The organism is Roseibium sp. HPY-6, assembly GCF_040530035.1.
In the GTDB taxonomy this organism is placed as follows: Bacteria; Pseudomonadota; Alphaproteobacteria; order Rhizobiales; family Stappiaceae; genus Roseibium.
In genome coordinates, this window is record NZ_JBEWCD010000002.1 from 354,376 (window position 1) to 374,586 (window position 20,211).

Below are 20,211 nucleotides of genomic sequence, written 5' to 3' on the forward strand. Positions count from 1 at the left end.
CATCCTGCGTTGAGAGAAGTTTGATAGCAAATAAATAGTGCACTAATTAATAATAAGCTAATAAATTTTGTAAATGTCAAGCTTGAAAAATGCAGCGTGGAAAATCACTTTCAATTCATGTGGTTACAAAAACTGCGTATTGAAAAAGCGTATCTTGTTGCCTAATGATTAGGGGCCAAAATAATGGGATGCACCAATGGATAGTTGCAAAGTGGACGAGAAGGGGCTTCTGAAGATAGAGGACCAGCTCTGTTTCGCGCTCTACTCCACGTCCAGGGCGATTACCAAGGAATACGCGGTCCTGCTGGAAACCATGGGTGTTACGTATCCGCAATACCTTGCGTTGATAGTTCTCTGGCAGCGTGACGGGATCCTGGTTCAGGATATTGCCAAAGGTCTCGAAGTCGATCAGGCGACAGCCACGCCATTGGTCAAGCGGCTTGAGAAACTCGGTTTTGTGACGCGGCAGCGAAGCGAAGCGGATGAGCGGAGAGTTGAGGTCTATCTCACCGAGGCGGGCAAGAACCTCTACAAGACTGCGCTTGCCGTTCCTCACGGGCTGGGTTGCGCGATCGGCGTCGACCAGACGCGCGCAAAGAAACTCATTGATGAGCTGAACGAGATCAAGGCGTTTATCGCAAAGAAAAACGAAGAGTGAGGCGCAATTTCGCCTCGGTACTTGCGCAGTGACGTGCGCGCGCAGGGCGATCAAGCTGTCCCTGCAAGCGGCGTTGGAGCCGGCGCGAATCCTGCTGAACAAGTTTCAATCGGTTGAAAGCTGTTGACGTGAAGAAGTGTAACAATTTCAAACCATAACTTGACTTGCATCTGCGACCTGTTGACCTTATTCCGCCGAACCAACAGTCGAGGTCACCCCCTGGCCGCCGACCCCATGAGTCCTCATGGAGGGAGCAGCACCTTTGAAGATGGAACTGCCGGTCAACCGCGCATTGAGCGCCCGCTACGATGCTTTGATCGCGTCCGGCGAGATCACTGAAGACCCTGTTCAGCGGGAAGCCGTCAGGCATCTGGATCTCCTCAATACCCGACTTGCCGAAACGCGGCTTGCCTCAAAGAAAAGTTCACTTGGCTGGCTGTTTGCGAAAAAGAAGAATCAGCTCTGGTCCGCGGTGAAGGGCCTTTACATGTGGGGAGGTGTCGGGCGCGGCAAAACCATGCTGATGGATCTCTTCTACGAAGTTACGGTGATTCAGCGCAAACGGCGGGTGCACTTTCATGAATTCATGACCGACGTCCATGAGCGGATCCACGAGCACCGGCAGGCGCACAAGCGCGGCGAGGTCAAGGGAGATGACCCTATCCCGCCGGTCGCGGCGCAGATCGCAGTCGAGACAAGGCTGCTTCTGTTCGACGAGTTCTCCGTGACCGATATTGCAGATGCCATGATCCTGGGCCGGTTGTTCACAAAGCTCTTCGAAAAGGGCGTGATAGTTGTCGCAACGTCGAATGTGAAACCGTCCAACCTTTACAAGGACGGATTGAACCGCCAGCTGTTTCTGCCCTTCATAACCATGCTGAAATCGCAGGTTGAAGTTCTGCATCTGGATTCGCCGACTGACTACCGTCTGGAAAAACTGGCCGGCGCGCCGGTTTACGTAACGCCGCTTGGAGATCAGGCGGATAGCGAAATGGAGACGCTCTGGACCAAGCTCACCCACGGCATGGCGCCGCATTCTGAAGAGCTTGAGAACAAGGGCAGAAAGATACCGATCCCGCGCGTAGCCTCCGGTGCTGCCCGTTTCAGTTTCGACGATTTGTGCATGCAGCCGCTTGGAGCGAGCGACTATCTCAGGATCGCCAATGCCTACAGCACCGTCTTCATTGACCACATACCGGTATTGTCCAAGGCCCGCCGGAACGAGGCGAAGCGCTTTATCAATCTCATCGACACGCTATACGACAATGGCATCCGGCTTGTTGTGTCTGCTGAAGCCGAGCCGCAGGATCTTTATGTGTCGGAAGACGGAACAGAAGCATTTGAATTCAATCGGACAAGTTCGCGCCTGATCGAAATGCGCTCGGAAGCCTATCTCGCGGGTGATCGGCGGGAGGTACACGCTTAGGTCTGCATTCCGTATAGGGGAATTATGCAGGCGGGAAGAATTGAAATATTTTGCCGGCTCGAGCGCAATATTCTTTTGGCGAGGTTGCGCAGGGGCGGCAAAGGGGGTAGTGCCATCTTCAGTCATCAGCGGATGGCACATGGTTCCATCTTACGTAAAGGGAAACTTTCGATATGGCGCGGAACAAAATTGCCTTGATCGGCTCAGGTCAGATCGGTGGCACGCTCGCTCATCTGGCAGGTTTGAAGGAACTGGGAGACATCGTTCTCTTCGATATCGCGGAAGGCATTCCGCAGGGCAAGGCGCTGGACCTCGCAGAATCGTCCCCGGTGGACGGCTTTGACGCCAAGCTGGCAGGTGCCAACGGCTACGACGCTATTGAGGGCTCTGATGTGGTCATCGTGACTGCCGGCGTTCCGCGCAAGCCCGGTATGAGCCGTGACGATCTTCTGGAAATCAACCTGAAGGTCATGGAGCAGGTCGGCGCAGGTATTGCCAAGCACGCTCCGAATGCCTTTGTCATCTGCATTACCAATCCGCTCGACGCGATGGTCTGGGCGCTCCAGAAATTCTCCGGACTGCCGAAGAACAAGGTCGTCGGCATGGCCGGTGTCCTGGACAGCGCGCGCTTCCGGTACTTCCTCGCAGACGAATTCAACGTTTCAGTCGAAGACGTCACCGCATTTGTTCTCGGCGGTCATGGTGACACGATGGTCCCGCTGACCCGTTATTCCACGATCGCGGGCATTCCGCTTCCGGATCTGGTCAAGATGGGCTGGTGCACGGCAGAGCGACTGGATGAAATCGTCCAGCGCACCCGCGACGGTGGTGCCGAGATCGTCGGCCTGCTGAAAACCGGCTCTGCTTTCTATGCGCCTGCGTCCTCCGCGATCGCGATGGCGGAAAGCTATCTGAAAGACAAGAAGCGCGTTTTGCCTTGCGCAGCTGCTCTCGACGGCCAGTACGGTCTGAAGGACACCTATGTCGGTGTGCCGGTCGTGATCGGCGCAGACGGTGTGGAACGCATCATCGAAATCGACCTTCAGGGTGAGGAGAAGGCCAACTTCGAAAAGTCCGTCGGCGCGGTCGACGGTCTCGTGGAAGCCTGTAAGAAAATTCAGCCGGCGCTGGCGTAAGCGCCGTCTGTCTCGGGTAAGCAGCGGCCGTTCTTTCATCTCCTGGAAGAGCGGTCCTCCGACAACGGGGGAAACACATGAACATTCACGAATACCAGGCCAAGCAGGTGCTGAAGTCCTTCGGCGCGCCTGTAGCAGACGGCGTGGCCATCTTTTCAGCCGACGAGGCGGAAGCGGCAGCCAAGCAACTTCCCGGCCCGCTTTGGGTCGTCAAAACGCAGATCCACGCCGGCGGTCGCGGCAAGGGCAAGTTCAAGGAACTGCCTGCCGACGCAAAAGGCGGCGTCCGTCTGGCTTTCTCCCTGGAGGAAGTGACTGCGCATGCAAAAGAAATGCTGGGCAACACGCTGGTCACGAAACAGACCGGTGAAGCAGGCAAGGTGGTCAACCGTCTCTATATTGAGGACGGCGCCGACATCGAGCGTGAGCTTTACCTCTCCATCCTGGTGGATCGCACCGTCGGGCGTCCGGCATTCGTCGTGTCCACCGAAGGCGGAATGGACATTGAAGCTGTTGCCGAAGAAACCCCGGAAAAGATCATCACGTTGCCGATCGATCCGGACACCGGCGTAACAGAAGCTGATGCGGCAAAGCTTTGCGATGCTCTGGCACTGGACGGCACGGCGCGCGATGACGGCATGAAGCTGTTCCCGATCCTTCAAAAGGCTTTCGTCGAAAAAGACATGAGCCTTTTGGAAGTGAACCCGCTGATCGTCATGAAGGACGGTCATCTGCGTGTTCTCGACGCGAAAGTATCCTTCGACGGCAACGCGACGTTCCGCCATCCGGACATCATGGAACTGCGCGACGTCACCGAAGAGGACGAAAAAGAGATCGAGGCATCCAAATACGATCTCGCCTATGTCGCGCTCGACGGCGACATCGGCTGCATGGTCAACGGTGCCGGTCTTGCCATGGCGACCATGGACATCATCAAGCTCTATGGCGCTGAGCCGGCGAACTTCCTCGATGTCGGTGGCGGCGCATCCAAGGAGAAGGTCGCGGCTGCGTTCAAGATCATCACGTCCGACCCGAACGTGAAGGGCATCCTTGTCAACATTTTCGGCGGCATCATGCGCTGCGACGTGATCGCGGAAGGTGTGGTGGCTGCCGTCAAGGAAGTCGGCCTGCAGGTTCCGCTCGTTGTGCGCCTTGAAGGCACCAACGTGGAGCTCGGCAAGAAGATCATCAACGAAAGCGGTCTCAACGTGATCGCCGCCGATGATCTCGACGACGCTGCCCAGAAAATCGTGAAAGCCGTTAAGGGGGGCGCGTAAATGTCCATCCTCGTCAATCAAGACACGAAAATCATCGTTCAGGGCCTGACCGGCAAGACCGGCACGTTCCATACGGAACAGGCACTTGAATATTACGGCACCAAGATGGTTGCCGGTGTTCACCCGAAAAAGGGCGGCGAAACCTGGGGGTCCGTTGAAGGCGCCGCCGAGTTGCCGATCTTTGCGAGCGTTGGTGAAGCCAAGGAAGCAACCGGTGCCGATGCGTCCGTGATCTACGTCCCGCCCGCAGGCGCAGGGGCGGCGATCATCGAGGCGATCGATGCGGAAGTTCCTTTCATTGTCTGCATCACCGAAGGCATCCCGGTTGCAGATATGGTCAAGGTCAAGGCAAAGCTGGACAAGTCCAGCTCCCGCCTGCTTGGTCCGAACTGCCCCGGCATCCTGACACCGGAAGAATGCAAGATCGGCATCATGCCGGGTTCCATCTTCAAGAAGGGTTCCGTTGGTGTTGTTTCCCGTTCGGGAACACTTACATACGAAGCCGTTTTCCAGACCACCAATGCCGGTCTCGGCCAGACGACGGCGGTCGGCATCGGCGGCGATCCGGTCAAGGGCACGGAATTCATCGACGTCCTGGAAATGTTCCTGGCGGACGACGAGACCCAATCGATCATCATGATCGGTGAGATTGGCGGCTCGGCCGAAGAAGACGCTGCGCAGTTCCTGATCGACGAGGCAAAGAAGGGCCGCAAGAAGCCGACCGCTGGTTTCATTGCCGGCCGGACAGCGCCTCCGGGCCGTACCATGGGCCATGCGGGTGCGGTGATTTCCGGCGGCAAGGGCGGCGCGGAAGACAAGATTGCGGCAATGGAATCAGCTGGTATCAAGGTGTCGCCTTCACCAGCGAAGCTCGGCGAAACGCTTCTAGAAGTGTTGAAGGGCTAAAAATACAAGAAATCTTTGCAGCAGGTGACGGAAACTGTTTACGTTTCCTGCTGCATGGTGAAAGGATAGGTTACGACGCGACAACGTGTCGTAATACTTTTCGAGGGACCGGTGTTCAGCCGGTCTTGTAGGGAACCGGCAGCGGGTCCATTTTCGGCCCGCCATAACAAAAAGGGCGGAGCAGCCCTCCGCTAAAGGACATGGCACGGCAGGAAGCGAACAACGTATTCGCACTGACGTCGTTGCTTTACGGCGCCAACGCAGCCTATATCGAAGACCTCTACGCACAATACAAGACGGATCCGAATTCGGTCGATGCCGAATGGCGGGACTTCTTTGCGGCCTTCCAGGACGAAAAGGAAGCCGTCTTGAAGGAGGCGCGCGGAGCGCCTTGGAAACGCAAGGACTGGCCGATCGAAGCCAATGGCGATCTCGTCAACGCGTTCGACGGCAACTGGGGTCCGATCGAGCAGAAGCTCGGCGAGAAGATCAAGAAAAAAGCCGAAGTCAAAGGCGAACCGGTTTCCGATACCGAGGTGCATCAGGCAACGCGAGATTCCGTTCGCGCGCTGATGATGATCCGCGCTTACCGCATGCGCGGACACCTGCATGCCGATCTTGATCCCCTGGGTCTGGCCGGGAAGGGCGACCACGAGGAATTGCATCCCTCTTCCTACGGCTTTGTCGAGGCTGATTGGGACCGCAAGATCTTCATCGACCATGTTCTGGGTCTGGAATACGCCACCATCCGCGAGATGATGGATATTCTGAAACGGACCTATTGCTCGACGCTCGGCGTCGAGTTCATGCACATCTCCGATCCGGCTGCAAAAGCCTGGATCCAGGAGCGCATCGAAGGCCCGGACAAGCAGGTTGCCTTCACGTCCGAAGGCAAAAAGGCAATTCTCAACAAACTTGTCGAGGCGGAAGGCTTCGAAAAGTTTCTCGACGTCAAATACACCGGCACCAAGCGCTTCGGCCTGGACGGTGGCGAGGCCCTGATCCCGGCGCTTGAGCAGATTATCAAGCGCGGCGGTCAGATGGGCCTGAAGGACATTGTGTTCGGCATGGCTCACCGGGGCCGGCTAAACGTTCTGTCCCAGGTGATGCGCAAGCCGCATCGTGCGATCTTTCACGAGTTCAAGGGCGGCTCATACGCACCGGACGAAGTCGAAGGATCAGGCGATGTGAAATACCACCTCGGCGCGTCGTCCGACCGGACCTTCGACGGCAACAACGTGCACCTGTCGCTGACCGCCAACCCGTCCCACCTGGAAATCGTCAATCCGGTGGTGCTCGGAAAGGCGCGCGCCAAGCAGGACCAGCTCGCCGCCGACAAGAACGGCAACTTCGTCGAGACAACGGAAGTCGAGCGCAGCACGGTGTTGCCGTTGCTGCTGCACGGTGATGCGGCCTTTGCCGGACAGGGCGTCGTTGCCGAGTGTTTCGGCCTGTCCGCCCTGCGCGGTCACCGGACCGGCGGCTCGGTTCATGTCATCATCAACAACCAGATCGGCTTCACCACCAACCCGCGGTTCTCGCGGTCGTCGCCGTATCCCTCGGATATGGCAAAAGTGATTGAATCGCCGATCTTCCACGTCAATGCGGACGATCCCGAAGCGGTTGTTTTTGCCGCAAAGATCGCGATCGAATACCGCCAGACATTCCAGCGTCCGGTCGTTATCGACATGATCTGCTACCGCCGCTTTGGCCACAACGAAGGCGACGAGCCGGCGTTCACACAGCCGATCATGTACCGGAAGATCCGCAAGCATGCGACGACGCTGCAGCGCTACTCAGAACGCCTGATCAAGGAAGGTGTTCTCAGTCAGGAAGACGTCGACAAGATGAAGGCCGACTGGCGCACGCATCTGGACGGTGAGTTCGACGCAGGCCAGGCATTCAAGCCGAACAAGGCCGACTGGCTGGACGGCAAGTGGGCCGGCATGAAGCGCGCCGACGACGAGGAAGACCCGCGCCGTGGCGAAACCGGGTTACCGATGGCCGAGATCAAGGATATCGGCCGGGCCCTGACCCACGTGCCGGAAGGCTTCAACATCCACCGCACGATTGCGCGCTTCATGAATCACCGTGAGCGCATGATCGAGACCGGTGAGGGGATCGACTGGGCGACAGCCGAAGCGCTGGCGTTCGGCTCGCTGCTCAAGGAAGGCCATCCCGTGCGCCTGTCGGGTCAGGACTGCGAACGCGGCACCTTCTCGCAGCGCCACTCGGTCCTCTATGATCAGGAGAACGAAAGCCGCTATATCCCGCTCAACCATGTCTCGCCGGATCAGCAGCGGTATGAAGTCATCAACTCGATGCTGTCCGAAGAGGCGGTTCTCGGGTTCGAATACGGCTATTCGCTGGCGGAACCCCGTGCCCTGACCATGTGGGAAGCCCAGTTCGGCGACTTCGCCAACGGCGCGCAGGTCCTGTTTGATCAGTTCATCTCATCCGGTGAACGCAAATGGTTGCGCATGTCCGGCCTGGTCTGCCTGCTGCCGCATGGTTACGAGGGGCAGGGACCGGAGCACTCATCCGCGCGTCTGGAGCGTTATCTGCAGCTTTGCGCGGAAGACAACATGCAGGTCGCGAACTGTTCGACCCCGTCGAACTACTTTCATATCCTGCGCCGGCAATTGCGCCGCGACATCCGCAAACCGCTGATCCTGATGACGCCGAAATCGCTTCTGCGCCACAAGAAAGCGGTCTCCAGGATCGATGAACTCGGCCCGGACACGACGTTCCACCGTTTGCTGTGGGACGATTGGGGTCCGAACCTCAGCTCTGATGGCAAGCTCGTCTCCGACGACAAGATCCGACGGGTCGTGATGTGTTCCGGCAAGGTCTACTACGATCTCTTCGAGGAGCGTGAGAAACGCGGTGTCGACGATGTCTACCTGATGCGCGTCGAGCAGCTGTATCCGTTCCCGAAAAAGGCCCTGATGCTGGAGCTTGCACGTTTCCCGCAGGCCGAGATGGTTTGGTGCCAGGAAGAGCCGAAGAACATGGGCAGCTGGTTCTTCGTCGAGCCATACATCGAGTGGGTCCTTGAGCAGATCGATGCCAAACACCGGCGTCCGCGTTATGCCGGGCGCTCGGCGATGGCTTCGACCGCGACAGGTCTGATGTCCGTGCATCTCGCGCAAATGCAGGAATTCCTTGAAGAAGCGCTAGGAAACTGATCTTGAGAGGGCGCCACCGCCCTCTTTCAATACTTGGCCGGGTAATTTTAAGAGAAGGCGACCATGGCAACCGAAATCCGCGTGCCCACTCTGGGTGAATCCGTTTCTGAAGCAACGATTGCACAATGGTTCAAGAAGCCGGGCGATGCCGTCAGTCAGGACGAGCCGCTTGTAGAACTTGAAACCGACAAGGTGACGGTTGAGGTGCCCGCTCCGTCTGCCGGGACACTTGAAAGCATCGTGGTCAAGGAAGGCGACACGGTGGAAGTCGGTGCACTTCTGGGACAGATCGCTGAAGGCGCAGGCGCTGCAGCAGCTCCTGCACCGGCCAAGGAAGAAGCAGCCCCGGCAGCCAAAGCCGACGTCGTTGATGTTCTCACGCCGAGCGCCGGTGAATCGGTCACGGAGGCTGAAGTCGGTGAATGGAGCGTGAAGGTCGGCGACGTCGTTAAGGCCGACGACACGCTTGTCGAGCTGGAAACCGACAAGGCGGCACAGGAAGTTCCGGCACCGGTCGGCGGCACCGTGGTAAAGATTGCCGCTGAAACGGGTGCCACGGTGGAGCCGGGTGTCTTGCTCTGTCAGATCGATCCCTCGGGAGCGGCCGCTGCCGCCGCGCCTTCGGCTGCTGTTCCGGCCCCTGCACCTGCCGCATCTTCCGGAACGTCGATGCCACCGGCACCTTCCGCACAAAAGATGATGGCTGAGAACAATCTCTCCGCGGACCAGGTGGCAGGATCCGGCAAACGCGGCCAGGTTTTGAAGGAAGACGTGATCGGCGCGATTGCCTCAGGCGCAACGTCAGCATCGTCAGCGCCAGCTGCAGCTCCTGTTGCCCGTGGTCCGGTCGTTGCGCAGGACGAGATGCGCGAAGAGCGCGTGCGCATGACCAAGCTGCGCCAGACCATTGCGCGCCGCCTGAAAGACGCACAGAACACGGCTGCCATGCTAACCACTTACAATGAAGTGGACATGGGTCCGGTAATGGAGCTGCGCAAGCAGTACAAGGATCTCTTTGAGAAGAAACACGGCGTGAAACTGGGCTTCATGGGTTTCTTTACCAAGGCGGTCACGCATGCGCTGAAAGAGATCCCTGCCGTCAACGCCGAGATCGACGGTACGGATATCATCTACAAGAACTTCTGCCACATCGGTGTGGCCGTCGGTACGGACAAGGGTCTTGTTGTTCCGGTCGTGCGGGATGCTGACCAGATGTCGATTGCCGAAGTCGAAAAGGAAATCGGCAACCTTGGCCGCAAGGCGCGCGACGGCAAGCTTGGCATGGCCGACATGACAGGTGGCACCTTCACCATTTCAAATGGTGGCGTCTACGGCTCGTTGATGTCTTCACCGATCCTGAACGCGCCTCAATCGGGCATCCTCGGCATGCACAAGATCCAGGAACGCCCGATGGCCGTGAACGGACAGGTGGTGATCCGCCCGATGATGTATCTGGCGCTCTCTTACGACCACCGGATCGTCGATGGCAAGGAGGCGGTCACCTTCCTGGTGCGCGTGAAGGAAAGCCTGGAAGATCCGCAGCGCCTGGTCCTGGACCTCTGACCGGGACCGGGACGGCAACACGGCCGGGAGAAGAACAGCATGAGTCTTGAGTTTCTGATCACCGCGTTGATCGTGGTGCTGGTTCCCGGTACGGGGGTCGTCTACACGGTGGCAATCGGGCTCGGCAAGGGAAGGCAGGCAGCGGTCGCTGCCACCTTTGGCTGCACGCTCGGGATTGTGCCTGCCATCCTGGCGTCGGTCGCTGGTCTTGCAGCTCTGATGCACACCAGCGCCCTGATCTTTCAGCTCGTGAAATACGCTGGCGTCGCCTATCTCCTCTATCTGGCCTGGAAGACACTCAACGACAGTGGGCCGGTGGAGCTCAAGGCCGACAGGAGCGCGCGCAAGAGTTTTGTGGCAACGGCGCGCACAGGGTTCCTGATCAATATTCTCAATCCCAAGCTGACGGTGTTTTTTCTCGCCTTCCTGCCTCAATTCGTCAGCCCGGCCGCCACAAACCCGACACTGGACATGTTGCTGCTCGGTGGCGTCTTCATGCTCATGACCTTCGTTGTGTTTCTCGGCTACGGATTGTTTGCCTCGTTGATCGGCGAAAAGGTCCTCAAAAGCGACCGGGTGATGGTCTGGATGAGACGAACGATTGCGGCAACCTTCGCAGGCTTTGGCCTCCGGCTGGCAATCGCGGAGCGGTAACGGGTTCAACTCGGCAACTGGTGCCGATCACTCAAATTCTGGAGCGTAAATGTCTGACACTGTTGTCATCGTAACGGGCGGAAGCCGCGGCATCGGCGCGAGCGTCAGCCGAAAACTGGGGCGTCTTGGGCATACGATCGTTGTCAACTACACGGCAAACAAGACTGCTGCCGACGCGGTCGTCTCCGAAATCGAGGCCGAAGGCGGCAAGGCCGTAGCCGTTCAGGGCGATGTTGGCAGTGAAAGCGATATCCTGACGTTGTTTGAAGAGGCGGACAAGCTCGGCCGCCTTGCGGGGCTGGTCAACAATGCCGGTGTTGTCGACATGTCCCAGCGCGTCGACGAAATGAGCGTCGAGCGGCTCAACCGGATCTTCACCATCAACGTTGTCGGCTCGTTCCTGTGCGCGCGCGAAGCGGTCAAGCGCATGTCGACGAAGCACGGCGGTAAGGGTGGCAGCATCGTCAATCTGGCATCGGCCGGATCGAAGCTGGGATCCCCGGCGCAATATGTCGATTACGCAGCTTCCAAAGGGGCGATCGATACGATGACGGTCGGGCTCTCGCTTGAGGTCGCTGATGAAGGCATCCGCGTGAATGCAGTGCGCCCGGGCATCATCGACACCGAATTGCATGCATCCGGCGGCCTGCCCGACCGCGTTGCGCAACTGCAATCCAAGTTGCCCATGAAACGTGCCGGTACTGCCGACGAGGTTGCGGACGCCATTCTCTGGCTGATGTCAGATCAGTCCAGCTACACGACCGGTGCCATTCTCGACGTGTCCGGAGGACGGGCGATACTTCCTTAATCCTGCAGGCCAGGACTTGAAACTGAAAGAGGCAAAGGCGACCAAAAATGTCCCAATATGATCTTGTCGTCATCGGAACGGGCCCGGGGGGGTATGTTTGTGCAATCAAGGCGGCTCAGCTCGGTCTGAAGACCGCTGTCATTGAAAAGCGCGCGACGCTTGGCGGCACCTGTCTCAACATCGGCTGTATCCCGTCCAAGGCGCTTCTCTATGCGTCGGAAATGTTCGAGGAAGCCGGTCACGGATTTGAAAAACTCGGGATCAAGGTCGCCAAACCAAAGGTCGATCTGCCGACCATGATGACGCACAAGTCCGATGTCGTGGACGCCAATGTCAACGGCGTCGCGTTTCTGATGAAGAAGAACAAGATCGATGTTCACACGGGAACGGGCAAGATCCTCGGAACCGGCAAGGTCGAAGTGACGGCCGAGGACGGCAGCACGACCGTCGTCGAGACCAAGAACATCGTCATTGCAACCGGCTCCGACGTCATGCCTTTGCCGGGTGTCGAAATTGACGAAAAGCAGATCGTCTCGTCCACCGGCGCGCTCGAGCTTGAAAAGATTCCAGGCAAGATGATCGTTGTTGGCGGCGGCGTCATTGGTCTTGAGCTCGGCTCTGTCTGGAACCGGCTGGGATCGGAAGTCACCGTGGTCGAGTTCATGGACAAGATCCTCGGACCGATGGACAGCGACGTTTCCAAGAACTTTCAGCGCATGCTGAAAAAGCAGGGAATGACTTTCAAGCTGTCCTCGAAGGTCACGGGTGTCGCGAAAAAAGGCAAGGGTCTTTCGGTGACGGTTGAGCCGGCAAAAGGTGGAGATGCGGAGGAAATCGAGGCTGACATCGTTTTGGTCGCCATCGGCCGCCGCCCTTACACCGAAGGCCTTGGCTTGGACACCGCCGGCGTCGCGCTGGACGACCGCGGCCGCGTGCAGATTGACGCACACTACAAGACCAACGTCGACGGAATCTACGCGATCGGTGATGTCGTTGCCGGTCCGATGCTGGCGCACAAGGCCGAGGATGAAGGTGTCGCCATTGCAGAAATCCTGGCAGGACAGGCCGGTCATGTGAACTACGATGTCATTCCGGGTGTCGTTTACACGCAGCCGGAAGTGGCTTCCGTCGGCAAGACGGAAGAGGAATTGAAAGCGGACGGCATCGAATACAAATCCGGCAAGTTCAATTTCTCCGCCAACGGCCGCGCCCGCGCGATGGCCCAGACGGACGGTTTCGTGAAGGTGCTCGCAGACGCCAAGACGGACCGTGTCCTGGGGGTTCATATCATCGGCTTTGGCGCCGGCGAAATGATCCATGAAGCCGCGGTTCTGATGGAGTTTGGCGGTTCCTCCGAAGATCTTGGCCGGACCTGTCATGCCCACCCGACCATGTCCGAAGCAGTCAAGGAAGCGGCAATGGCGACGTTCGCCAAGCCGATCCACTCCTGATCTTCAAGCCGCTCAGTTTTACAATTCCGAACAAAGACGCTGCAGGTAACATTGCTTGCGGCGTCTTTTGTTTGTAAAGCCCAAGGCGTTGGCGCCTGTGCGAAGGGCGTTGCAATTGAGAGTGTCAAAGCGCTGGGGAATAATCGTGCACGAAGTCGACAACACCGGCTTTAAGCAATCGCATGCCGTCGTCTGGCTGATTCTGGCGGTTTTGTCCGCGTTTGTCTTTTTCTGGCCCAATCACACGATCGCGCATGTCGACGACCTGTTCTTTGTTCCCTGGGCAGCCGAATATGCTGCGACCGGAAATCATATCAATCCGATGCTTGCCGTTCAGTTTCCCGGTCTTGAGAATTATCACCTTTACACCCGCTTTCACCTGATATTGGCCGGCCTCTTTTTTGATTGGTTCGGAACGAGCAGATTGAGCGTGGTCGTCTATGAGTTTCTTTGCTTCTTTCTGACAACGCTTGCCTTCTCGGCCTTGTGCGTCGTGATCAGACTTCCGAAGGCCGCGCTTTTTGCGCCCTTGCTGTTCGCAGCGATGTATGTGGTCACGGGTTTTCGGCTGGAAATTACCGCATGTATCTTCTGGGTCCTCGGACTGTTTCTGTTGTTTTGGGCCGCCAGCCGGCAGGATCATGAGGGGGCAGGCATTCGCGTGTCATCCTTGAGGACCGCGGCCAAACTCGCGCTTGCCTTTGCTCCGCTGGCTTCCCCCGCACTGTTCGCCTGGAGCCTCGGAGCGATCGTCATTCATGACGTCTGGCGGATCGCTTTTCGGGAGGTGAGGATCGTTTCGCTTATCCTTGAAAACGCCGTAGCCCTGCTCCTGGGGCTTCTGATCTTTTCCATAAGCATCGATTTTCAGTACCGCGAATTTGTCGACCAGATCATTTTCCATGCGGCGCGCTCGACCGGTCACGGCATCAATGATGAATCGCTCGGGCGGGCGGCGGTTTTCGCAATCGTCGGGCTGGTGCTTGCGAGGTGGTCGCGGCCGGCAGCGCTGCTCTGCCTGATGCTGTCCGCCGGTCAGGGCCTTGCCGGTTTCCTTCACGACAAGGTTCTTGTGCGCAACCTGGCGGCCAGTATGGTTTTTCTGGTCGCACTGGACGCAGTGACGGCAAGCCGGTTCGTCCGAGTCGCCTATGTGCTTTACACGCTTGTTTTTCTTGTTGTGTCCGCGAACTTCCTGATCTTTTACGCGATGTCGTCAAATGCAACGGGGCTTGAAAACGCGGTCAGGGATTATCAGCAGGATACGTCTTCGCAAAAGCGCGTCTTTGTCGACGAGACCATGGCACATCATTATCTCGATCATCAGACCCGGGATGCGATTTCGTGGACATGGGGCAGGAAGTTCCCGCTTGCGCGCGCAGAAGAACTGCATGAACTGCGCGAGGGTGAGGTCTGGTACCTCAGTCCTTACACGCTCTTTGCCTATCTGAAGGGACATACGGCAATTGCGAAAGCGCTGGAAGCTGACGTGACTTACCGGCGCACGCCTCAACTGCCTTGTGTGATGGGGCGCCACTCCTGCCGCTTGCCTGCTGATGGCTGGACAATGCTCCGTCTCGAACGGGATGGTGATCAGGTCAGGGTGACCGACTACGCTTCGGAGCGTGTGTTCCTCGTCCCGGTAAACTGAAGAAATGTCAGCCCGGCATTGTGGCTGTGATGACAAAGTGGGTTATTGAGAAAAAGAAGCGCCCGGACTGTGCAAGTTGGACCTGCTCTTCGGCCCACTCGGTTGCCTCCTCCTTCGACAACACACCCTTTCGTACGACGAATGGCTTCATGAGGAGGATCATCATGTTCGCCAGCCCATCCGGATGAAGGTCGGTGCTGGCGAACGGAACAGCGGTCACGCTGTCGACGCGAAAACCCGCCTTCCTCAAAATCGGTGGCAGCACGGCGGGAACGCAGCGTTCCACGAGGTGTTCGTCCCAGGTATCCAGCATTTTCCTCATGCGCCGCGGCTTGTCGCTGAACCAGGTGGTGGTATCCCAGTGCATGTCACCGACAACAAACCGGCCGCCAGGTTTCAGAATGCGTTTGGCTTCTGAAACTGCGCCTGGAAGATCGTCCAGATATTCGAAAACCTGCAGGGACACCGCCTTGTCGGCAGAGGCCGGATCGAGCGGCAAATGCGTGGCAGTGCCTTTGACGATCTCGACATTAGTGCATTGCGCACAACGCTTTAGCGCTGCGCCCCGCATGTCGTCGCTTGGGTCAATGCCTATGACCTTGCCTTCGGCGCCGATGGCGCGCGAGAGTTCCAGGGTCAGCATGCCGTTGCCGCAGCCGATATCCGCAATAACGTCCTCAGGTTTCGGCTGAAGTGCATCGAAAGACGCGCGCCTGCGTCTTGAAAAATCCGCTCCCAGATAGGCTTCTTCCAGGAGCCGGGTCGTGCGTTCGTTGAATTGCAGCATATGAACACTGTCCGCTTCAGTGATTGTTCAGGCATTGGCCGTGATCGCCAAAGGCCTTCAGCACGTTGCATTCCGTCACCGTCTGGTCGCCCTGACAACTCACCGCGATCCGTTCAAGTTCCGCCTCAAGCTTTTTCAGATGAAGAATGCGTTCGCGCACCGACCTGAGCTGTTCGACTGCAATCCGGTCGGCTGCATCGCAAGGCCTGTCCGGATGCTGGCTGAGCTCGATCAGGTCGCGTACAGCCGGCATCGGAAGGCCGAGGTCCCGGCAATGCCTGATGAAACGCAGACGCTCGCGATCCGTTTCCCGGTACCGCCGTTGATTGCCCTCAGTGCGCATTGGCGGCTCGATCAGGCCTTCCTTTTCGTAGTAGCGGATTGTCGGGACCTTCACGCCGGTTTGTCTCGACAGCTCACCGATTGAAAAATCCATCAAAAACCTCTTGAAGCTCTAGTCACTATAGGAATTAGAAAGGCCTGACAGGAAGAAATCAAGCGGTTCCGCGGAGTGAAATCATGGGCGCGTGTTGCGCAAAGTCACAGCAACCATTTGATGGCATGTCGCGCGACTACCGCCGCCGTCTCTGGCTGGTGATCGCAATGAATGCGGCCATGTTCATTGTGGAAATGGCGGCCGGACAGGCAGCCGGGTCAAAGGCGTTGCAAGCCGATGCACTCGACTTTTTCGGGGATGCCGTGACATACGGAATTTCGCTGGCCGTGATCGGCGCATCCTTGAGAACACGCGCCCTTGCCGCATTGGCAAAAGGGGGCAGCCTGCTGCTCATGGGAATTTGGGTGGCGGTCTCAACGCTGTATCAGGTTTTTGTGCTAGGAGTGCCCCAGGCTGGCGTGATGGGCTCGATTGGTTTTCTTGCGCTTGTTGTCAATCTCGCAAGCGTTCTGCTGCTGGTCCGCTACAAGGACGGCGATGCCAACGTTCGCTCCGTCTGGCTATGTTCGCGCAACGACGCAATCGGCAATGTCGCGGTGATGATTGCCGCTCTCGGTGTCTGGGGATCGGCAACGGCCTGGCCGGACCTGATTGTCGCAGGTCTGATGGCAACGCTCTTCGTGAGTTCGTCGGTTCAGATCTTGAACCAGGGCATTCGGGAGTTCCGGCAAAACAGTTTGCAGACCGCCTCCGCAGGATGAGACGCCTTGTCAGACCGTGCCACCACTTTTTTCCGAGCCGAGATGAACAAGCGTAATTTCGGGCGGAACACCGAACCGGATCGGCAGCAGGGAACAGCCGAGACCGCCTGATACGACAAGGTGCCTGGGTTCGGCGGTCAGGCCCAGATGCTTGCCAATGCTCGTTCCTTGCGTCCCGACAAAGTGCCCGTAAGCGTACTTGTTGCCGTGTTTTGCAGGATAACCTGGCCGGTATCCGAAGAAATTGATCTGGCCTCCGTGCGTGTGGCCGCTCACTGTGAGGCTGACACGCTCCGGCACTTCGTCGAAAATGTCCGGTTCGTGGGCCATTAGCAGTATTGGTGCATCGTCGGTGACCTGCGCGAGCGTGCTCGAAAGGTCGTCCACGCCGAGCCAGTTGCCACGCTTCAGTTTCCAGTTCGGAACGAGTGCAATCTGATCGTCCAATCCCGCAAGCCAGAAACCTTTTCCGTCCTTTTCAAGCCGGACGGCACGATTCTGGTAGAGCGGAATGCCCGCATTCAGCAGCGCCTGGCCGTATTTTGTCGGTCCGCTTCCCGATTGCTGTGCCTCCTCGTCATCCCACCAGTCGTGGTTCCCAAGGATGGCGTGTGTCCCAAGGGGCGCCGAGAACTTTGCAAAGCAGTCGGCCCAGGCCTGAGGCGGGATGGGGTCATACTGCATCCTGTGATCGGCCACATAGTCACCCAGCATGAGTATGATGTCGGGCTTCAAGGCGTTCGTGCGATCCACGATGTACTTGACCCGTTCAAGACCCATCCACGGATCGCAGATATGCGGGTCGGCGATGAGGGCTGCTGTGAGCTTCAGGTCCCGGGGCCATCGTGGCGGCGTCAGATGATGGGGCTGAATGCGTAAGCGGAATGGTTCGATGCCGACAGCGTAGGCCGCTGTTGAGAGCGACCCCAGTGCGGCCGCTCCAAGTCCTTGCAGGAAAAGGCGTCTGGAAAACATTGAAACTCAAATCTTCGCTGCTGAACATGTTTGTACCTATGGCACGATCAGCATTTCCAGTGGCTTAAGATGGGCAGGTTTCAGCATTTTTTCAGGAGTTCGTGCGCGAGCCAAAAAAAAACCGCTGCCGAAGCAGCGGTAGATTGATTGGAGCAAAAGAAACTTGGATTACTCGGTTGGTTCCTCGACAGGAACCGGCAGGATGACTTCTTCCTGCACAACCTCATCACTGAGGTCGTTGGTCGCGATCGCGATATTTGTATCAACTTCCGGAACGATTGTTGTGTCCGCGACAGACATTTTCTCGTCGGCTTTGGCAGTCTTGTTCCAGGAACAGGCGCTTGCCGGTACAATGGCGAACGCGGTCAGGGCAAGACCTGCAATAGCTGTGCTAATCAGACGCATGATGAGCCTCCGTCTGTTGCTGCGCGGGACTGGCGCAGTAACACGTAGGGTAAAGCAAAAATGAAATCCGACAAGGAAAAAGCGGGTGGAAATTGATACCAAGGTTAAGATCGGAGCGTTTACTTTCTGTTTAGGTTGTAAGTTCTTTTCGTCTCAGGCTCCGACAAGTCATTGACAACGTTGACGACATGCGCGTCGAGCAGGCTTCCAAACGCACGCAGGGTGATCTTTTTGCTGCTCAGGAAACCGATCAGTACGACCTGAATTGCGCCATCAGAGCGCAGCTCCGCCTTGGTCCAGCCCCATTTGCAATCACGCGGAATGCAGGAAGTGAAGGCCCTGACGCGCACGAGCACCTGCTCGTTTTCGCATTTGCTTTCGACTTCAATTCGGCTGATTTCCTTTGGTTCAGCGTCGGGATTGATCCAGATGCCGTCTTCTGGAAGCGGGCAATAGATCCGCTGCGCATGAGCGGTCATTGAGGACATTAACAGCAGTCCGGCAGCCAGAAACAAGAAGCGCATTCGTGTTCTCCTGCGATGCGAAAGCCGAAACAACGCTAGACGGCGCATCTTCAAACCGATTCCCATCCTACGCGATCACCATGCATGCGACCAGAAATCGTTGGCGGTATGCTGAACACAATCGTCGATTCGCTGACGATCCAACAAGGTGCCGACATGCATTCAATCATGACAGAGCAGCTTGTGCTGCGTCCTCCGATGGCCGGTGATTTTGAAATCTACAAATCATTCTTCATGGACGCGGAGGCATCGCATTTTTACGGCGGACCGCTTCGGGTTGATCAGGCCTGGCGGGTATTGGCGGCTCACATCGGCCATTGGCACCTGCGCAGCTACGGCATCTGGATGATCGAGATGAAATCCACGGGCCAGGCCATCGGCGGCTGCGGATTTGTCTGGCCGGAAGGCTGGCCGAGGCGCGAACTTACCTGGTGGCTCCTCCCAGAAGCGCGGGGCAGGGGACTTGCCGCCGAAGCCTCAAGATCTGCCATTCGCCATGCCCATGAGGATTACCGATGGACGCGGGTCGAGACACACATGAACGACGACAATCACGCTGCAAGAGGTTTGGTTCGCAAGCTGAACGGAGTGGAAATTGCAAGAGAAGTCTTTCCGGACGGTCTCGTGCGTTCGGTCTACGAACTGCCGTGCCCGGATTGAGATCTGCTCATCTACTTACGGGGATGAGCCTTGTCATAAGCGGCAAGCAGATGCGCACTGTCGACCTCTGTATAAATCTGCGTCGACGCCAGACTGGCGTGGCCGAGGAGTTCTTGTATCGTCCTGAGGTCGCCGCCTCCGGCAAGCAGATGTGTTGCGAATGAATGCCGCAAGGCGTGCGGCGTCGCGCTGTCCGGCAGACCGAGCGCGCCGCGCAGCTTTTCCATTGCGAGCTGGATCATCCGCGGGTTCAAAGGTCCACCCCGGGCACCCAGAAAAAGGGGACCGGTGGGGTCGATCGCATAGGGGCAAAGCTTCATGTAAGCGCTGACCGCCTCGCAGACAGCTGGCAGGATCGGCACAATGCGCTCCTTTCTGCCCTTGCCGAGAATGCGCATTGTTCTTGTGCCGGGCGCTGGTGCCATGCTCCCGGTCAGTGATAGCGCTTCGGAGATCCGAAGGCCGCATCCGTAAAGCAGTATCAGCACGGCGGCGTTACGCGCTTCGATCCACGCTGCGCTTTCCAGGGCAAGGTCGCCGCTGGTCACGTCCATCGCATCGCGCGCCGAGACGGGCTTGGGCAGCGACCGCGCCTGGCGCGGTGGCCGCACGGCATCGGAAGCCGCTGCATTCACTTCCCCGCGCCGTTCCAGATATTTCAAGAAGGACCGAATGCCGGCAAGACCCCTGGCAAGCGACCGGCTCTGTACACCTTGCCTGCGGCGCGAAGCGAGGAAAGCCCTGAAGTCGGCAGGCCGGAGCGCAGCAACATCCTTGATCGCGGGAGCACCACCCAGGTGGTTTGTGAGAAAACGCAGAAACTGACGCAGATCCCTTTCGTAGGCGAGCAACGTCTTGTCGGAAAGGCGGCGCTCGTCCGACAGGTGATCAAGCCAGGCATCGACCCGGTTTTTGAGATCCGATTGTGCCGTTATCAGAAGATAGGATGTCTCGTTGTCCTGAGTTTTCATGACCGAAACCTAG

Annotated in this window: 19 protein-coding genes; 13 read left to right on the top strand and 6 right to left on the bottom strand. The window is 57.8% G+C overall.

The features are described 5' to 3' along the window. Positions 1-196 precede the first annotated feature (196 nt). From ABVF61_RS13065 to ABVF61_RS13115, 11 genes are all read left to right on the top strand, one after another. Entirely contained in the window at positions 197-658 is a 462-nt protein-coding gene (locus ABVF61_RS13065) for a MarR family winged helix-turn-helix transcriptional regulator (protein ID WP_353993991.1), read from the top strand. Positions 659-926: 268 nt separating this feature from the next. After that, the gene (zapE, locus tag ABVF61_RS13070; RefSeq protein WP_353996421.1) at positions 927-2,084 is read left to right on the top strand and encodes a cell division protein ZapE; all 1,158 of its coding nucleotides are present in this window, start codon (positions 927-929) and stop codon (positions 2,082-2,084) included. A 173-nt stretch (positions 2,085-2,257) separates the two neighbouring features. Beyond that, complete coding sequence (gene mdh, locus ABVF61_RS13075; protein ID WP_353993992.1) at positions 2,258-3,220, top strand: malate dehydrogenase; 963 nt, start codon at positions 2,258-2,260, stop codon at positions 3,218-3,220. Between the two features lie 77 nt (positions 3,221-3,297). Further along, a complete protein-coding gene (gene sucC / locus ABVF61_RS13080) occupies positions 3,298-4,497 on the top strand; it encodes an ADP-forming succinate--CoA ligase subunit beta (protein ID WP_353993993.1) in 1,200 nt (399 codons plus the stop codon). Further along, the gene (sucD, locus tag ABVF61_RS13085; protein WP_353993994.1) at positions 4,498-5,403 is read left to right on the top strand and encodes a succinate--CoA ligase subunit alpha; all 906 of its coding nucleotides are present in this window, start codon (positions 4,498-4,500) and stop codon (positions 5,401-5,403) included. A gap of 200 nt (positions 5,404-5,603) precedes the next feature. Then, a complete protein-coding gene (locus tag ABVF61_RS13090; protein ID WP_353993995.1) occupies positions 5,604-8,591 on the top strand; it encodes a 2-oxoglutarate dehydrogenase E1 component in 2,988 nt (995 codons plus the stop codon). A 63-nt stretch (positions 8,592-8,654) separates the two neighbouring features. Continuing rightward, positions 8,655-10,154 carry a 2-oxoglutarate dehydrogenase complex dihydrolipoyllysine-residue succinyltransferase gene (gene odhB, locus ABVF61_RS13095; RefSeq protein ID WP_353993996.1) on the top strand — a complete coding sequence of 500 codons (1,500 nt, stop codon included), beginning with the start codon at positions 8,655-8,657 and terminating at the stop codon, positions 10,152-10,154. 39 nt (positions 10,155-10,193) lie between these two features. Beyond that, complete coding sequence (locus ABVF61_RS13100) at positions 10,194-10,808, top strand: LysE family translocator (protein ID WP_353993997.1); 615 nt, start codon at positions 10,194-10,196, stop codon at positions 10,806-10,808. Between the two features lie 49 nt (positions 10,809-10,857). Next, the gene (locus ABVF61_RS13105; protein WP_353993998.1) at positions 10,858-11,616 is read left to right on the top strand and encodes an SDR family oxidoreductase; all 759 of its coding nucleotides are present in this window, start codon (positions 10,858-10,860) and stop codon (positions 11,614-11,616) included. A gap of 47 nt (positions 11,617-11,663) precedes the next feature. Beyond that, the gene (gene lpdA / locus ABVF61_RS13110) at positions 11,664-13,067 is read left to right on the top strand and encodes a dihydrolipoyl dehydrogenase (protein WP_353993999.1); all 1,404 of its coding nucleotides are present in this window, start codon (positions 11,664-11,666) and stop codon (positions 13,065-13,067) included. Positions 13,068-13,212: 145 nt separating this feature from the next. Then, entirely contained in the window at positions 13,213-14,718 is a 1,506-nt protein-coding gene (locus ABVF61_RS13115) for an ArnT family glycosyltransferase (RefSeq protein ID WP_353994000.1), read from the top strand. A 7-nt stretch (positions 14,719-14,725) separates the two neighbouring features. Here ABVF61_RS13115 and ABVF61_RS13120 read toward each other — a convergent pair whose 3' ends face one another. Together ABVF61_RS13120 and ABVF61_RS13125 are read right to left on the bottom strand one after the other, a co-directional pair. Continuing rightward, positions 14,726-15,505: a methyltransferase domain-containing protein gene (locus ABVF61_RS13120; RefSeq protein WP_353994001.1), complete on the bottom strand. Its 780-nt coding sequence runs from the start codon at positions 15,503-15,505 to the stop codon at positions 14,726-14,728. Positions 15,506-15,521: 16 nt separating this feature from the next. Continuing rightward, complete coding sequence (locus ABVF61_RS13125; protein WP_353994002.1) at positions 15,522-15,941, bottom strand: MerR family transcriptional regulator; 420 nt, start codon at positions 15,939-15,941, stop codon at positions 15,522-15,524. 83 nt (positions 15,942-16,024) lie between these two features. Between ABVF61_RS13125 and ABVF61_RS13130 the strand changes: the two genes are divergently transcribed. After that, positions 16,025-16,663 (top strand): cation efflux transmembrane domain-containing protein, encoded by a 639-nt coding sequence (locus ABVF61_RS13130; protein WP_353994003.1) that lies wholly within the window; start codon positions 16,025-16,027, stop codon positions 16,661-16,663. Positions 16,664-16,672: 9 nt separating this feature from the next. Here the strand turns inward: ABVF61_RS13130 and ABVF61_RS13135 are convergent, their stop codons facing one another. The 3 genes from ABVF61_RS13135 to ABVF61_RS13145 all read right to left on the bottom strand — a co-directional run bounded on the left by ABVF61_RS13135 (position 16,673) and on the right by ABVF61_RS13145 (position 18,567). Continuing rightward, positions 16,673-17,638 (bottom strand): metallophosphoesterase, encoded by a 966-nt coding sequence (locus ABVF61_RS13135; protein WP_353994004.1) that lies wholly within the window; start codon positions 17,636-17,638, stop codon positions 16,673-16,675. Positions 17,639-17,806: 168 nt separating this feature from the next. Continuing rightward, on the bottom strand, positions 17,807-18,043 hold the full coding sequence (locus ABVF61_RS13140) for a hypothetical protein (RefSeq protein WP_353994005.1): 237 nt from the start codon (positions 18,041-18,043) through the stop codon (positions 17,807-17,809). Between the two features lie 119 nt (positions 18,044-18,162). Then, on the bottom strand, positions 18,163-18,567 hold the full coding sequence (locus ABVF61_RS13145; RefSeq protein ID WP_353994006.1) for a serine/threonine protein kinase: 405 nt from the start codon (positions 18,565-18,567) through the stop codon (positions 18,163-18,165). 84 nt (positions 18,568-18,651) lie between these two features. On the opposite strand from ABVF61_RS13145, the gene ABVF61_RS13150 reads away from it, so the two are divergent. Further along, positions 18,652-19,227, top strand: a complete 576-nt coding sequence (locus ABVF61_RS13150) for a GNAT family N-acetyltransferase (protein WP_353994007.1) — start codon at positions 18,652-18,654, stop codon at positions 19,225-19,227. Between the two features lie 11 nt (positions 19,228-19,238). On the opposite strand, the gene ABVF61_RS13155 is transcribed toward ABVF61_RS13150, so the two are convergent. Further along, positions 19,239-20,198 carry a tyrosine recombinase XerC gene (locus ABVF61_RS13155; RefSeq protein WP_353994008.1) on the bottom strand — a complete coding sequence of 320 codons (960 nt, stop codon included), beginning with the start codon at positions 20,196-20,198 and terminating at the stop codon, positions 19,239-19,241. Positions 20,199-20,211 lie beyond the last annotated feature (13 nt).